The 17,113-nt window shown below is 43.2% G+C and carries 11 protein-coding genes; all 11 read right to left on the bottom strand.

What is annotated here, in order from left to right; translation table 11 throughout:
- Nucleotides 1-27: 27 nt before the first annotated feature.
- The 11 genes from L0B18_RS16830 to L0B18_RS16880 all read right to left on the bottom strand — a co-directional run bounded on the left by L0B18_RS16830 (nucleotide 28) and on the right by L0B18_RS16880 (nucleotide 16,808).
- Nucleotides 28-2,274, bottom strand: a complete 2,247-nt coding sequence (locus L0B18_RS16830; protein WP_234572973.1) for an outer membrane protein assembly factor BamB family protein — start codon at nucleotides 2,272-2,274, stop codon at nucleotides 28-30.
- Between the two features lie 67 nt (nucleotides 2,275-2,341).
- Complete coding sequence (locus L0B18_RS16835; protein ID WP_234572974.1) at nucleotides 2,342-3,739, bottom strand: mandelate racemase/muconate lactonizing enzyme family protein; 1,398 nt, start codon at nucleotides 3,737-3,739, stop codon at nucleotides 2,342-2,344.
- Nucleotides 3,740-3,813: 74 nt separating this feature from the next.
- Nucleotides 3,814-4,929, bottom strand: a complete 1,116-nt coding sequence (locus L0B18_RS16840) for a bile acid:sodium symporter family protein (protein ID WP_234572975.1) — start codon at nucleotides 4,927-4,929, stop codon at nucleotides 3,814-3,816.
- 115 nt (nucleotides 4,930-5,044) lie between these two features.
- Nucleotides 5,045-6,469, bottom strand: coding sequence for a mandelate racemase/muconate lactonizing enzyme family protein (locus tag L0B18_RS16845; protein WP_234572976.1), 1,425 nt, complete (start codon nucleotides 6,467-6,469; stop codon nucleotides 5,045-5,047).
- A gap of 47 nt (nucleotides 6,470-6,516) precedes the next feature.
- On the bottom strand, nucleotides 6,517-7,458 hold the full coding sequence (locus L0B18_RS16850) for an RraA family protein (protein WP_234572977.1): 942 nt from the start codon (nucleotides 7,456-7,458) through the stop codon (nucleotides 6,517-6,519).
- Between the two features lie 71 nt (nucleotides 7,459-7,529).
- Nucleotides 7,530-8,597 carry a mannonate dehydratase gene (locus L0B18_RS16855; protein ID WP_234572978.1) on the bottom strand — a complete coding sequence of 356 codons (1,068 nt, stop codon included), beginning with the start codon at nucleotides 8,595-8,597 and terminating at the stop codon, nucleotides 7,530-7,532.
- A 32-nt stretch (nucleotides 8,598-8,629) separates the two neighbouring features.
- Nucleotides 8,630-9,796 carry a mannonate dehydratase gene (locus tag L0B18_RS16860; RefSeq protein WP_234572979.1) on the bottom strand — a complete coding sequence of 389 codons (1,167 nt, stop codon included), beginning with the start codon at nucleotides 9,794-9,796 and terminating at the stop codon, nucleotides 8,630-8,632.
- A gap of 12 nt (nucleotides 9,797-9,808) precedes the next feature.
- A complete protein-coding gene (locus L0B18_RS16865) occupies nucleotides 9,809-11,362 on the bottom strand; it encodes a RagB/SusD family nutrient uptake outer membrane protein (protein WP_234572980.1) in 1,554 nt (517 codons plus the stop codon).
- 51 nt (nucleotides 11,363-11,413) lie between these two features.
- Nucleotides 11,414-14,854, bottom strand: a complete 3,441-nt coding sequence (locus tag L0B18_RS16870; RefSeq protein ID WP_234572981.1) for a SusC/RagA family TonB-linked outer membrane protein — start codon at nucleotides 14,852-14,854, stop codon at nucleotides 11,414-11,416.
- Nucleotides 14,855-14,941: 87 nt separating this feature from the next.
- On the bottom strand, nucleotides 14,942-15,976 hold the full coding sequence (locus tag L0B18_RS16875; RefSeq protein WP_234572982.1) for a FecR family protein: 1,035 nt from the start codon (nucleotides 15,974-15,976) through the stop codon (nucleotides 14,942-14,944).
- A gap of 241 nt (nucleotides 15,977-16,217) precedes the next feature.
- The gene (locus tag L0B18_RS16880) at nucleotides 16,218-16,808 is read right to left on the bottom strand and encodes an RNA polymerase sigma factor (protein WP_234572983.1); all 591 of its coding nucleotides are present in this window, start codon (nucleotides 16,806-16,808) and stop codon (nucleotides 16,218-16,220) included.
- Nucleotides 16,809-17,113: the final 305 nt, after the last annotated feature.

Consider the following 17,113-nt stretch of genomic DNA (forward strand, 5'->3'; position numbering starts at 1 on the left):
TAAATAAACTGCATCAACAATCTTCTGCTAATCGGGTAGAGCAAATGCTACAATAGCACCTCCAGGCAGCTCTTCAGTCCCCGACACAGAAATAACAATATATTGTTTACCTCCAACCATATAGGTTGCAGGAATGGCGTGCGAGGTTCCAGGCAGTGTAGCCTCCCAAAGCTTAACCCCTGTTTTCGAGTCATATGCCCGAAACTTTCGATCGGACGTTCCTCCGTTTATTAAAATACCTCCAGCAGTAGCAATGGGCCCGGGCCAGGTTTGCATCCCTGTTTCCGGCTCCCCCTCTTTTTGAAGATCCGGGTGATTGCCCAGTGGGGTTGTCCATTCATACTCACCTGTATTTAAATTCAAGGCATTTATTTTACCCCAGGGAGGTTTAACAGCGTGTCTTTTTTCAGAATCTTCAAACCGCCGGAATGGTGTTATATTGGTGTAGCGGGCTGTAGTATCCATTCGCTGGGTTTGCTCTGCTCTCTGTTGTACAGGAGACATCTCCTCATCTTTGATATCATACAGATAAGCCGTGATCGCCATTCTCTGCTGCCTGTCAAGAATACTTTCAAAGGACTGCATGCGGCCTCCGCCCTCCGTAATCACTTCATAAGCATCTCTTCTGGACAATCTTTCTTTCACATTCAAAAGTGAAGGAATTATCCCCTCCTGTCCGCTCCTGTCTAAGCCGTGGCAGGATGCGCAATACGTCTCATAAAGAGTACGTCCCCTTTCATACACAGATTGATCCGCAAGTTCTTCTTCTGAAGGTTCCTTCAATTTTCGCAGCGTTACAATCTCAGGCCAGTTATTTGAAATAAAATACAGCATGTGACTCTCAGCATCATAAGCTGCCCCACCCCACTCGGCTCCGCCCCGGGTACCCGGACTATTCAGCGTCCCCTCATGAGAAGGAGGAGTATAAAGCCCTTCGTGACGCAAACTTTGAAGCTTTTTGAGTATCGTATCATAGGAAGCTTCTGAAAAACGATTTAAATCATCCGGTGTAATATGCTGATCGACAAACGGTTCCGGTTTTAATGGAAAGGGTTGGGTGGGCCAGGCTTCTTCACCCGGAAGGTGTGATTCAGGTACTTCTTTCTCTTCAACCGGGAAAAGGGGTTCTCCGGTCTCCCGGTCAAACAAAAACAGAAAGCCCATTTTCGTGAGCTGTGCCACAGCATCTACATCTTCTCCATTGCGTTCTACCGTAACCAGGTTAGGCGGGGCAGGCAGATCATAATCCCACAAATCATGATGAACGATTTGGTAGTGCCATATATACTCGCCTGTTTTAGCATCAAGAACCAACAAGCTGTTGCCATACAAATTCTTACCTAATCGATTCCCTCCATAGAAATCATATGTTGGAGACCCCAAGGGTAAAAACACCCATCCGCGTTCTCTGTCCACACTCATTCCCGCCCAGTTATTAACCCCTCCAATATATTTCCAGGCATCTTTGGGCCATGTTTGGTATCCCGGCTCACCCGGATGAGGTATGGTATGAAACGTCCATTCCATTTCTCCGGTTCGCACATTATATGCCCGAATATGTCCCGGAACTTCTCCATAATCCTCCGAAAGTTGTGAGCCCATGATCAAAATATCCTGGTAAACCGCACCCGGAGAAGATGCACTCACTGATATATTTTCAGAATCTACTCCGAGTCCCTCATTAAGACTTACTTTACCATTTTTTCCGAATGAAGAAATCGCCTTCCCTGTGATCGCATTCACAGCAAAGAGAAATTCACCGGCGGTAAAAAGAATTCTTTTGTCATCCCCATCTTCCCAATAGGTAACTCCACGATTTAGCCCTCGTCCCCCTTCTCCGTCGAAAGGATCAAATCTCCAGATTTGTTGTCCTGTATCGGCATCCAAGGCATACAGCTTTAATCCACCATCCGTCACATACATCACATCATCAATAACAACAGGGTTAGATTCTACTTTTCGATACCTCCTGCCTTCCGGTACATCCTGGGGATAAAATGTCCAGGCTACCTCTAACCTGCTTACATTTTCCGTATTGATTTGAGTTAATTCCGAAAAGCTGCTGCTACCTTCATCACTTTTATATATCGGCCATTCAGAAGGTGAATAATCCCTGTTAGATTCACAACCTATTAGTATCATGATGAGTAAGAAGTGAACAATCCTCAACTTCCTAAAGTATGTATTATCCGGATACTCACTTCGGGAAACATCATCAGAAAAAAGCTTTCTATCTAAGAGATAAAAACGGTTTTTAACTCTGCTCTTATTCATTAGATCTATAAGCTGTTCAAATAGTGTTTAATTATTTTTTGTAAATGATTTATTTGATTGCTCAGCGTCAGCTCCAAAGACGATCCCAGGATTGGCTCTCATCCCATTCTGGTGTAGGTTCAAAAAAACCGATGTCTTGATCCATATGCTCTTTCACTACTTCTTCATTAAGCTCCACGCCAATGCCGGGTTTTTCTGGTACAGGCACATAACCATCCTGTACAATCGGCTTCTTCACTCCGGTAACCAGATCATCGTACCAAGGGTTATCAACAAAATGATGCTCTAACCAAAGAAAATTTTGAGTTGCCGCCGCGGCATGAACAGCTCCTAAGAAAGATACCGGAGATGAAGCATGGTGCAGTTGCATAGGAATGCCATGCTGTTGAGCATAATCACCGATCTTTTTTGTTTCCAGTAAACCACCACACCCTACCGGATCGGGATGAATGACATTAATTGCCTGATTATCAATTAATTCTTTGAATCCTCCTTTTAGCATAAAGATATCTTCCCCAGTCTGTGTGGGAGTGGTTGTGGATTCAGTAATTCTCTTCCACTGGTTGGTATAGGTCCAGGGGATCAGATCTTCCATGTACGCTAAATTGTAGGGTTCAGCAGCGCGTGCCAGTTTTATGGCTTCATTGACATCAAAATGTCCCCAGTGATCCGTTCCCATTGGAATTTCGTATCCAATTTGCGACCGCATGACATCCACATACTCCATGAGTTTATCGATACCCTTTTCCGTTACCTGTACACGTGTGAATGGATGTTTAGTATTTGAATAACTGCCGGGGATAGCATTCCAACCGCTCATTCCTCCCGGCTGATTCTTCCAAAAATCGGCATTAATAAGTGCTCCTTCTACATCTTCAATAAGAGCGATCCCTATATCCATCTTTAAAGAAGTATATCCCGCATCTACACGCTCCTGCATCCGACGTGCATATTCCTGAGGATCACGAGACATGGTTGTATCGCAATAGATACGTACTTTATCACGGTATTTGCCGCCCAACATTTGATAAACAGGGACACCGTAAGCCTTTCCGGCTAAATCCCAAAGAGCTGTTTCTACACCAGAAACTCCGCCCCCTTGCCGTCCATGGTGTCCAAATTGATTAATGATTTTAAACAGCTTTTCGACATTACAAGGATTTTCTCCTAAAATCCTGCTCTTCAGCATCAGTGCATAGCGATAATCGCCGATATCCCGTACATCTCCGTGGCCTACAATTCCCTGATTTGTATAAATCCTGATAATGGGGGTTCTCAGTACTCTTGTCACGCGAAGATCTGTAATCTTGAGATCAGAAGGGCTGGAGTTTCGTTTAACATTCTGGCTTGCGTAAGCTATCTGATCTTCTAATGGAGACAAGGTTAAACCTGCCAGGCTCAACCCGCCTAACCCCATTTTTTTCAAAAAATTACGGCGACCATTGGCCTCTTCATTCTGCTTCATAACAATTTAATTATCGGGTTTCTATTCTTTCAGTCAGACTATTTTTATAACTCTCTTATAACATGTAGAGGGTTTTATTGAATGGGTAAGTTTTCGGCGTTTTCTGCCTCTTCTTTTAAAGCTTTGCGCCGCCACCAGTTGGCTAATGTTGAACCGGATACGTTCATCCACGGGCCAAAAACAGCCGGGGCTAAACCCACTGTAGCGATTTTTCCCATCTCTGCAGCAAGTCCGGAGGCCATTCCCCCGTTTTGCATTCCTACCTCTAACGCAATTGTCCGGCAGGATTTCTCGTCCATTCCTAACAGACGACCACCCCAGTAGCCTAAAAAATATCCTACTCCATTATGGATGATAGCAGCCAGGACCAATAAAAGACCAATGGATACCAGCGAATCCCTGCCGGCAGCTGTTATCACGGTAATGATGACAGCAATACCTACCATTGAGACCACCGGCATTACATCATCCAGCCATTGTGCTTTTCCATGAAGAAAATGGTTGAATATAAGTCCCAGCACTATGGGCAAAATAATCATATTGAGAATACTCCACATCATCCCTAAAGCGTCAATCGGCACAAACTGGCCAGCTAAAAACTCCATTAATAAAGGTGTTATGAATGGAGAGACCATCGTGGCAACAGCCGTTAACGTGATGGAAAGAGCTAAATCGGCTTCTGCAATAAAAGCCATCACATTGGAGGCCACACCGCCGGGGCAAGAGCCAATTAGTACTACGCCTGCAGCAATTTCAGCCGGAAATCCAAATGTCAATGCCAAACTAATACCTACTAACGGCATAATTGTAAACTGGCAAACCATGCCTACTAAAACTCCGCGCGGTCGTTTCAGTACACCTTTAAAATCATTGATGCTGAGCTGAGTCCCCATTCCAAACATAATTATTTGAATCAATGGAACAATTAGCACAGTGGTGTTAAAACCACCTATCTCAACAATCATATCGGGATAAAACATTGCAAATGAAACCGAAGCAAATATCCAGATTGAAAAGGCAAATGATTTAAATAATGTATCGGTACCTCGCACACCCAGCGCCAGGGTTATAAACATCGCAATTGTCAGAGGCCCGATAACAGATGATCCATACCCGGCAATGAGTGCCCCAAGAGTAGCTATAAAGAAACATCCGCTTACATATAAAAGCGCTCGATAAAATCTATGCATAATAATTTTACTCGGTTATTTGATCATATAATAGATAAAGCAAGACCAAATGCTGTCCATAAAACCATTCAGTCGTTGCCTTATCAATGAAAATCAGGTTTGAACAAAGAATTCACTAACTCCAAAGACGATCCCAGGATCGTGGTTCATCCCACTCGGGGGTCGGCTCAAAAAACCCTGAATCTTCGGTTAAATTTGCTTTGATTGCTTCTTCGTTCAATTCAAATCCAAGGCCCGGTTTTTCGGGAACGGGTACATATCCTTCATCGAAAACTACAGTATCATCTGAAATCAGGCTGTACCAGGCATCGTTTTCTACTGAATGATGCTCTAACCACATAAAATTCTGTGTAGCTGCCGCAGCATGAACAGACCCAAAAAAACCAATGGGAGATCCCGCGTAATGAAGCATCATGCCAATACCACCGTCTTCGGCATAATCGCCAATCCGTTTGGTTTCCAGAATGCCTCCGGCGGACCCTAAATCAGGATGCACCATATTCACTGCCTGTTTATCAATCAATTCTTTAAACCCACCTTCGAGCCCAAAAATATCCTCACCGGTTACGGTGGGTGTGGTAGTTGAATTGGTGATCTGCTTCCATTTATCCACCCATTTCCAGGCTACGAGATCTTCCATATATGAAAGTGTATAAGGCTCTAATCGCCGGGCAAGTTTTATGGCTTCGTCTACATCGAAGTGCCCTGTATGATCGATTCCAAGAGGAATTTCGTATCCAATAGTATCACGCATTACACTCACAAACTCTTCAATTTTATCCAAACCTTTTTCTGTTATCTGGATACGTGTGAACGGATGATCGATCTGGCCATATTCGTCGGGGGTTCCCGAATATTGACTTTGCAAGCGCCTTTCGCCTTGTGGAGAATGATGATATGTATTTGTAAGCGCTCCGGGAATATTGGCTACCAATCCAATTCCAATATCCATTTTTAAAGCTGTATATCCTTTATCTACCCGCGTTTTTTTCATTCGATCAGCAAATACTTTGGGATCTCTGGCTCCAGCTGTATCAGCATAAAGCCGGATTTTATCGCGGTATTTACCTCCTAAAAGCTGATAAACGGGAACTCCGTATGCTTTCCCGGCCAGATCCCACAAGGCAGTTTCAACACCGGCTACTCCGCCACCCTGCCGTCCATGAAAACCAAACTGGCGAATTATTTTAAAAAGTTTTTCGACGTTGCATGGATTCTCACCCAAAATTCGGCTTTTCAACATCAGGGCATAGCGTGGATCGCCATCATCCCGTACTTCACCATAACCGGAAATTCCCTGGTTGGTATCGATACGTATAATGGGAATCCGAAAGGGTATCCCGTCAACTTCTGCGATTCGCATGTCCGTTATCTTAAGCTCTGACGGGGAAGAACTTCGATTTACTGTAGACGTTATATGTTCGATCTGATTATGATAAGGGTTCATTATCATGGAACCGAGTCCTAATCCGCCTAAACTTGCCTTTTTCAGAAAAGTTCTACGATCTTCACCTTTACCATTGTTTATCTTATTACTCATAAATCACTGTTTATATTTTAATTGTCTTTTAAAAAATTGAGCCTTACCTATTCATCTTTCATCAGATTATCAATCGTTGTTTGGCTAACTCCGATTTCTTCCTTCAGGCGTTTACTATTTGTTTCTACCCAGTTTTTGAAATCTTCTTCAATTTCTTCAGTCCATTTTGTATCCATCTGACCCGCGGTATAAGTACCGTTGCGAACTTTTTCATGGGCAAAAGTGTCGCGCACACGAATTACTTCTGATTGGTCCACTACTTTTTGAGCAAGATGAGCAGGGATAAATACAACGCCTTCTTTTTTGGCTAATACAATATCCCCCGGCATAACAGTAACTTGTCCGATTCGTGTGGGGGTATTCAGCCCAACCAACATCATTTCCTGGATATATGACGGATGCCATGCCCTTACGAAAGCATTGAATCCTTCAATTTCAGAAAGTCCTTCTCGATCTCTTGAAGAACCATGAAATACCACTCCATTTCCTGAATTGGCAAAAATGGTATTCCCAAGCCTGTCGCCAATCAATGTTCCGTCTTTTACCTTGCCGTAACCATCTGCGATGTACACATCTCCCTGTTCCAGCATATCAATAGGCCATGTATTGGGAGGGCCAGACCGGCCATCGCTTTCGCCTTGCGTGGTTATATGTTCTTGAACGTCAGGGCGAGCCGGCATATAGGTTGCTGTTAGTGCCCGGCCAACAATCGGTTCATCCGGATGTAAAATCTCCCATGTTCCGCCTTCAAATTGGTTATGATATCCATCTCTGCGTATAATGCCCCACGCCTCTTCGATGGTCACATGTTCCATTCGTTCTAAAATGCTTTGGGGTACTTTAGGGCGGCCATCTTCAAAGCGTTCTCCATCCCACTTCGGAGTGAGGGCAATTAGTTTTTCTTTGGAAATGGTTTGGGCTTTCAATGAAAATTGGAAAACCACGCAAAATGTAAATAAGAGTGCTAAGGTGTATTTTAAATGCTTCATGTTGATCGATTTTCTTTATTTATTTTTATTAGTTCCCATGTTCGTAGTTGTTATGACCTGTTGTGAATAGATTATGAACTGCTTTTTATGACTGCTTCCATCAATCCTCTGATATAACCGACAGCAAAAAGAAGTCCCAGATCGGTGTATCCAACACTATCTGTATTTTCGTATCCTGTTATTCCCGGCACATGATCCGGCCGTATGGGGCCACGAAATCCTACATCGTAATATGCTTTCATGGCTTCATACATATCGTTTTGTCCATCATCATGCCAGGTTTCTTCAAAATTGGTTGGAGTTCCTCTCACATCCCGGAAGTGAACAAAGTGGATGAGATCTCTTTCACCGAACCAACGAATGGCTGCGGGGATATCTACATCTTTTCCCTGGCTTGCAATACTTCCCTGGCAAAATGTTAACCCGTTATATGGACTGTCATAAAGTTGAGTAACCCGTTTCAGAGCATCTACAGAAGTGATAATTCTTGGAATTCCTCTCAGCCGGTCGATGGGAGGATCATCGGGATGCAAAGCGAGTTTTACATCATATTTTTCTGCTTCTGGTACTACAGCATTCAGAAAATATTCCATGTTTTCCCACAGATCTTCGTGGGTAAAATCATCGCCATATCTGGTCAACTCCGTATTGGCATCTTCAATATCAAACCGGGTAACTTTTGATCCACCACGGCTTGGAGCAGAACTGTTACTTCGTGACCAGCTGACAGCAGGCATCCAGTTGTAACAAATAATTTTTTGTCCGACCTCTGAGCACTCTTTGATCAGATCAATAAATTGCTCGATGTTTTCATCTCTTCCCTCTACACCAAGCTGGGCCCTGGTAAGATTCACTCCTTCCAGAACTGTCCATTTCAACCCTGCATCTTCGAATTCTTTTTTACGGGCGGCTGCATCGCCTCCGGATCCACTCACCCCTCCCAGAACGCCCATCATTTTAGTGAGCTGCATCCGTTTAGGATTTGGATTCCAGTGGGCTACACTAAATTCCATCCATTCTGTTTCGGGTGCCGGCCGGCCCATACCGCCAAAACCAAATCCTTTACCGGGTATAAAACCCGCGGCAGAAAGTGCCGCTAACGATGCACTTTTTTTAATAAAATCTCTTCGTGTACTCAAAATTGACCTGTTTTCGATTTCAATATATTTGATTATGCTTTTCCTTCAGCAATTAAAGCCGCCTGCAACATGGCCCGGGCATAACCCATGTTATAGGTATAGCCGGCGTAACCACCGCCTCCGGGATATTGATTATTGATTCCATCGGGGTGTTCATTATCATAATCAAGTTCCCTGGGGTGCTCCGGGTAGATTCCATATTTATAGCTATTCCGGACCAATTCCTGCATCACGGCAAACATGTTGGCTTGCCCATTGTCGGGAAAAACCTCCGTATATTTTACATAGGGTTCATCCACAAGCACATTGCGGAAGTGCACATGATTGATCCGGTCTCTGCTGCCAAAGTAGCGGCAGACTTCTACCGCATCTTCCCCCAATTCCGTTGTTACACCACAGTCATAGGTTATTCCATTCGAGGGGCTGTCTACAATCTCAATCAACCGTTTCCAGTCATCGAATGTGGCCAGAATCTGGTCTGAACCATGACTGACAGGAATGGGGGGATCATTTGGGTGCACACACATCCTTACGCCCGCTTCTTCAGCCACGGGAATGACAGCTTCCAAAAAATAGGTAAGTCGATCCCAGAGTTCTTCAGCCGTATGAACGCCGATTTCAGGATCAGGGGGCAGATCCTCGAATCCTTTATATTCAAATCCAGTATAGCCGGCGCCACCCCTGCCTTCTACAAGATGGTATCCCTCCATCAACCGATGGGCATACCAGTTATATTCTACAACAGGAATTCCTACCGCACCAGCCGCCCTGATGCTTTCCTGGACAGCTTCAATCTGTGAATCACGGTTTTCACCGCCGTGAATCACATCCCAGTAACCGCTGATATAAAGATTCAGGAGTGATAACCCCCCCTTTTTATATTCTGCAACAAGAGACCGAAGTTCTTCTTCATCCCAAGGAGTTCGGGGAGCACTGTAACTCATCACATGATCAATCCCAAGCTGCTTAAGTCTTCTTAAGGCTTTTTCAGATGTTCCGGTAGGGGCCATACAAAGTTTTGGCGTATCCGGTCCTTCCGTTACAGGCCACTCTACCTGGCGATTAATCTTGTCGCCCGGCGTTGAATCGGTAGCAGAACTTTGATCCTTTGAAGTACAAGCCCCTAATGAAAGCCCCGCAGCCGACAAAGCTGCAAGTGAAACACTTTTTTTGAGAAAATTTCGGCGGGAGTTTCCCATAACAGATTTGGTTTAATAGTTGGGATTCTGTTCGAGCTGAGCATTGTTTTCAACTTCTTCTGCAGGTATGGGAAAGAAAACATGTCTTGGCGATTGCCATCCTAAAGCTCCCATTTCTTCTTCCGCAATTTCCCATCTTCTTAAATCATTATAGCGATGGTATTCTCCTAAAAGCTCAACGCGTCTCTCGTGAACAATAGCCTCAAAAATTTCCTGTTCGCTACTGCCGGCATCTACAGAATACATCGACTCAGAATTATTTGGATAAGCAGGCATATTTACACGGGCACGGACCTGGTTAATAGCCCAGATAGCCTCAGAAGGATCACGGCTGCTTTTCGCATTCACAGCTTCAGCATACATGAGCAGTACGTCACCATAGCGTATTAATGGAATATTTCTGTCGGTTCCGTCTTCTGCTCTATCCGTAAATGGAAATGCTAAACCTTTTTTTACATTGTATTGTGTTGGAGACCAGGCAGACTGATATTCAGGTTCCTGAGAATCGAAGTAATCGCCCTGTTTCCATACAGAATAATAAAGGCGGGGGTCGAAATTATCGAACTCATCATCAGGATCCGGGCCATTGTATGACTCAAATTCATCTACCGCATCTTGTGTGGGAATTAAGTTACCATTTCCTCCATGGCCATTCGGGAGATTTAATGCAGCCCGGATTTGTATCTCGTTAATGCTGGCTGCATCCTGAACTCCCCAGATACCGCCGCCCACATCTACATATTGTACCTCAAAAAAGCTTTCGGCATTATTATCCTCTACCCAAAGTTTCCGGTAATCAATCAGTTGATAGTTGTAATTATTAATGAGCTGGGAAAACTGTTCAGCAGCCAAATCATACCCTTGTTGATCCCCTCCAAAAATGGGAGATGCGGAGTACAAGTAAACTTTTCCTAACAATGCCCTTGCCGCGCCTTCTGTTGCACGGCCTACATTTGCAGCATCATATTCTTCCCGGCGGGGGAGACTATTGATAGCGGCCTCAAGATCCGTTACCATTTGAGCAATAATTTCAGGAGAACTGCTTTTTGGTAACTCGGCTTCTTTGGGATTATTTGGATTTGCCTCTACAACCAAAGGAACCTCACCGAACAGTGTCATCAAATGCCAATAGTATAGGGCACGGAGAAAATGAGCCTCTCCTATTATCCGGTCTTTTACAGACTGATCCATTTCGATATCAGGAACTCGCTGGAGTACCAAATTTGCGCGGAAAATTCCTTCATAAGAAGCTTGCCATACATCATCTGTGGGCTGAAGAGTGGGAGACCATGTATAATTTGTTAAAGAGAGATCATCTGTATTTGAAAGTCCCATATCATCGGAAGCTCCCTCTACTGCTTTGGGATACCATTCACTATACATCGAACGATTTTGAAGAGATGCATAGGCAGCATTAATAGCCGCCACAGCATCGGCTTCGCTGGAGAAAAAGGAATCAACAGAGGCTGCTTCTTTAGGATCTATATCCAGAAATTTATCATTACAACCTGCATACATAAACAGTATGCCTACGAGTGTAAATGTGATATATATTTTATATTTCATGATTAACTATCGTTATGATTAAAATTGTTAAGTCTGGTTATTTCGATAGATCTAAAATCCAATATTAATCCCCACTTCAAAGCTTGTGGCAATGGGGTAAGATCCAGAATCAAGACTTCGTGTCAGAGAGGCTTCATCACTGCTTCCGGCACCTATTTCCGGGTTATATCCATCATACGATGTAATCCAGGCTAAATTACTTGAGGTAACATAGAGTCGTAAGTTTCTCATATCTATGAGTTGACTGAAGTTACCCGTATTAAAATCATAGGATAATGTTACATTTCTAATAGCGAGGTATGACCCGTCTTTCACACGATAGGTTGACGAACGAATATTATCATTGGGATCGGAAGCATGCGCGCGGGGATGAACTCCGTCTCTGTTTTCGGGGGTCCACCGGTCAAGAAAATCGGCAGTGGTATTATTAAACCCCCTGGGGTCATTATCCCCTCTCAGTGCCATGATGTCCCGTCCCTGAACACCATCAACCTGAACCCGCAATCCCCAGTTTCTGTAGTTCATATTCAGGTTTAATCCATAAAAGAAATTTGGAAAAGGACTGCCTATTATTTTTCGGTCGTCGGTATTAATCACACCATCATTATTCAAATCTTTGAAGGCCATATCTCCGGGGCCTGCACCTGGTTGTTCCGCATGGTTATCTACTGCTGCCTGATCCCGAAATGGCCCTTCTGCCACATAGCCATAAAAAGCTCCGATTTCACTTCCCGGTCGTGTAATGGTTTGTCCATAAGAGAGGTCTCCGCTAACAGTTGTTACTATTTCCTCCACTCCAAGGCTTACCACTTCATTTTTTATGGTTGATACATTACCACCGATCTGAAATGAAAAATCTCCAAGAACTTTTTGATAATTCGCCGAAAGTTCTAAACCACTGTTTTTCACCTCGCCTACATTTTGAAAAGCACCGTTGCCTCGCCTAAATCCTGACGTAGTGGCTACAGGAGGGCGCAATAACAGGTTGGAAGTATTTTTTGTAAAGTAGTCTACAACAAAGGTCAGCCGCTCATCAAAGAAACCAATATCCAGTCCAATATCCATCTGCTCTGTTTCCTGCCACTGCAGTGTACTATTCCCTACCTGCAAAATAGCGGAACCTGAAACACGTGCAGGAGTGGCTCCAAATACATAATTTGCAACAGGTTGTACAGTAGGAATAGCTGCAAAATCGGGAATTGTCTGGGTTCCTGTTAAGCCCCAACTTCCTCTAACCGTTAAACTTGAAAGCTTTTCATAATCTTCCATAAATGCTTCATTATGGATAGACCAGCCTACTGACGCTGAGGGGAATGTACCCCATCTGCGCTCGCTCCCGAACCGTGATGATCCGTCACGGCGAATTGCAAACTGGGCACGGTATCTGTCGTCGTAACTATATTGAACCCTCCCCAGGAAAGACCGCAGTGCCGAAGCCGTTGCACCACCATATACTATGGTTTGACCGGTGGCTGCATTTATGGTTCTCAGATTACCGCTTGGAAATCCATTCGCTTCACTGGAGACATTTTCATAATCTCTTTTTTCCTGGGTATAACCTGCTAATGCGTTAATTTCATGAACGTTTTTGATTGTCGTGTTATATGCAAGCGTATTTTCAACAATCAAAGATCTTCTTTCGGAACGGGTTTGATCTAAATCACGCTCCGTATTTACATTCGCGTCCATATCATAAAGAGGGCTAAAATACTCGGACTCGCCTATGGCCAAATCGGTTGAAAGATTAAGCCGGTAAGTCATATTTGGCAAAATGTTGTACTTGACATACGCGGTACCTAATAAGCGTTGGGTAATATCTTCTGATTCTTCCAAGTACAATAGGCCAACCTGGTTTAATCTAAACCCTGGAGAATTCTCAATCGTAGGTCCGCAGAATCCACCTACATTATCGGGGCAACGAAGCGGAACGGTGGGCGCTTGCTGGTATGTCTCTTTAAATGTTGTTGCAGTAACATCCCCGCTCGATTTGGTTTGGCTTAACGAAAGATTTTCACCAATCGTTAATTTTTGGTCTTCACCAATATAAAACTCAGAGTTCACTCTGAAAGAAACGCGGTCAAAATTATCATTAATGACCGTTCCTTTTTCATCCAGATACCCGCTTGAAAAGGAATAAATAGCATTCTCATTCCCTCCAGAAACAGTCAGATTATAATTCTGTACAGCTCCCTGTCTGAAAAGCTCATCCTGCCAGTCTGTATTTTGTTTGAGATTTTCGGAAAGATAGGGTTCCTGCCAAGATGTGGGAATTGCCAAACCGGCATTTTCATATGCATCTACTGAAAACTCATAAAAGTCCTCCGTATCCATCATATTTATTCTTCGACTGTTGGGAATATTACTCACGCCCGTTCTTGCATTGAACTGGACCTGAATATCTCCGGCTTCTCCCCGCTTGGTGGTAATCATAACTACACCGTTTGCTGCCCTGGAACCATAAATTGCTGTAGCGGAGGCGTCTTTAAGAATCTCTATCGACTCAACGTCCTGAACATTCACAGATGCCAAATTTCCCTCTGTTGGAATACCATCTATTACATAAAGGGGTTCGGTGTTTCCTAAAGTGGAAGCACCGCGAATCATTACATCCATTCCTGATCCGGGCTCACCACTCGATTGTGTAATCAGGGCACCTGCCGCCTGACCTTGCAAAGCTTCTGCAACATTTTCGGTTTGCATATTTTGGATGCTCTCCCCACTCACCGATGTTATAGAGCCTGTAATATCACTTCTTTCCTGTTGACCATACCCTACAACCACCAGCTCATCGAGTGCCATATCGCTTTGATCAAGGGCAAAATCAACCACCAGATCTTCCTGGGCGTCCGTAACTTCGATCGCTTTTATCCCTGTTTCATACCCGATAAAAGAAGCGGTTAAATTATAAGAGCCGGGTTCTACTCCCTCAATGATAAAATTTCCATCTATATCGGTAGAAGATCCCTGTGTGGTACCTTGAATCGCCACGTTTGCCCCGGGAAGTGCTTCTCCTGTTTGTCCGTCAGTAACCGTTCCGGTGATGGTTTGTACGAAGTTCTCTTTACTGTTTACCGGCTCCTTTTGACGAATGACAATAACATCTTTGGTCGGAGGTAGTACAGGTTCAAGTCCTGTTCCCTCCAGTAGTTTGTATAATATTTCATGCGCAGGAACACCCGTCATTTTAAGAGTTATCTGCTTTTCAGGCATAATATCCGGATTGTAAGAAAATCCGACATTCACTTTCTGAGCCAGTGTTTCCAATGCATCTTGAAGAGAAGTATTGGAAAACTGGATAGACAGCAGACTGTCATCCGCTTTTTGCTGAGAGGTAACCATTTGTGCAAATACGTTCTCACCTTGCAGATATGCTTTCTTTGTTTGTCCCAAAACAAGATTAAACGAAATCAGAAAGACGAGAGATCCAAACAGAAGGCCCCAACCCAGCTTATGAAACCGCTTCCGGCTATCGACAAAAATATGAGTAGACATAGTAGTTATGGGGTTTTCGTGGTTATGGTATTGTGGTTTATTAAAAAAGTGCTTCATTGAGAAGGTCTTTGGTTCTGAAAGAAATTATTATGGTGCTGTTTTAAACCAGCGAACATTATTTCCGTTTTGCTCAAACTCAATCTTCAGAGAGAGCGCAATTACAGACAGTGTTTTCTCTAAGGACTCGTTCGTGAAATTGGCGGTTAACGGCAGATCTTTAATGTCTTCATCAGTAAATTCACAATTCACTCCATACATCCTGTTTAGCTGAAGACACACCTGATTCATCGTCAGCCCCTCGAAAACAAACTTGCCACTTTTCCAAGCCAGGTAATTTTCAACGGCAATATTATCTACCTGGAAAGTGTTTTCCTTTACATCCATATAGGCGTACTGCCCTTTCATTAAAATCACGCTGTTATCATTCGGATCGGGAGATGTGCGTTTTAAATCGGCATTTGTAAATGCCACCCGGCCGTCCACTACGGCTACCTGTACATTATCCTGTCCCGGAAGAGCACGAACGTTAAACGCCGTACCTAATACCCGAACACTGGATTCGTTGGTATGAATGATAAATGGCTGATCCGGATTGTGGGTTACATCAAAATAAGCCTCACCGGTCAGCTCTATCTCGCGGCTTCCCTGCATGAAATCTTCAGAGATTGTTATCTCAGAATTCTTATTAAGACGAACAACCGAACCGTCTGACAGTTTAATCTCCCGGTTTTCTTCATTGCTGGTTTGAAAATGGATAGGCTCTCGTTTCGCAACTGTTTCTGCAGGATCTGTATAGTTTGTGATGTAGAAAACAGATGTGAGGAAAATAACCAGTATTGCAGCAGCAGCTTTAAAAGCATGACCAAACCAATCCGGTTTACGAATAATCCGAACAGTTTTTTCCTGGGATATTTTCTCCTGAATGGCTTCAAAAAGGTGATCTGAATCAAGATCCGGAACCATTTTTCGGAGTTCACGGCGATCCATTAAATCACTGTCAATATCCAGCCTCTCCTGCAGGTATTGTTTCCCTTCGGCGGTTTCAAACCAGTCTAATACACGCCGGGTTTCCTCCGGTGTGGTCTGATTGATAAAAAACTTTTCAACGATTTTTCTATCCATTTGTCAATTGTTCAATAGTGTTATTTCAAGACGTCTACTGTTAGTACACAAGAAAGGGACGAAAGTATTAGGCTTTTTTTGATTTTTTTTAAAAACCTATCTGAAAGCCCGGAAAAGCGTTATTTATCTGAGATTATTGCATGTTAATAGCTAAAGAAGAGAAGAAGGACAGGTAGAAAAGAATTGCAAATCAGGTAAGCTGAAGCTGGATGTTACATCCAAATCACCTAAAAGAAAGTGATCAGAGAAGAGCCATCAAACCAAAAAAGATTAGCAGACCTAATAACCCCGCATGGTTTTTCAGGTACTCTCTCATAAATTTCGAACTGTTATAGAAGTGAGTTTTAACCGTTCGAATATTGATATTAAGCAAATCCGCAACCTCAGAATTGGAATGACCCTTGAGGGTTCTCAACTCAAACACTTCTCTCTTTCGGTCCGAAAGTTCTTTTAGTCCCTCTTTCACAATATCATGATACTCTTTGTATACCAACTCATCTTCCGTAAGATTTTGTTGCGGAAGTTGGTTTGATTTAATATCAGAAATTGAAATAATCTCATCTTTCTTATCACGAATCATGTTCAAAACATGATTTCTGAGCATGATAAAAAGAAATCCTTTTATAGATTTCGAGTCGTCAATTCTGGCTCTTTTTTCCCACAACTTGACAAAAACATCCTGAACAGCATCTTCGGCCAGGTCCGGACTCTTTACATATTTTTTTGCGATATAATACATCTGGACGTGGTAACGGTCATATATTTCCCGGAAAGCTTTTTTGTTACCAGCTCTGATTTTTATGGCTAAATCTGTATCGTTCAGATCATACATTACAACGTTCAAAAGTAGAATTCGAGCTATCGACAGAAGTGTTATTTAATTAATACGGTTTTATTCTCAATAGCAAGTAGAAAATTTCAGTTATGATATAGTCAGAATAATAAATGATTTTTTTCAGTGAAATTAACTATTTACTTCCCGAATACTTGAGTAGAAAATTCAACAAAAGTATTCTTTGGGGTACTGATGACCAATTGTAGCCCGTGCTTCCGATTCATTTTCCTCTAAGGTTCGATTAATCCCGATAGCTCTCTGCGGTTGTCACTGTATACAAAGTTAGCAAGCTTTAAAATGAA

The organism is Rhodohalobacter sp. 614A (genome assembly GCF_021462415.1).
GTDB lineage: Bacteria > Bacteroidota > Rhodothermia > Balneolales > Balneolaceae > Rhodohalobacter.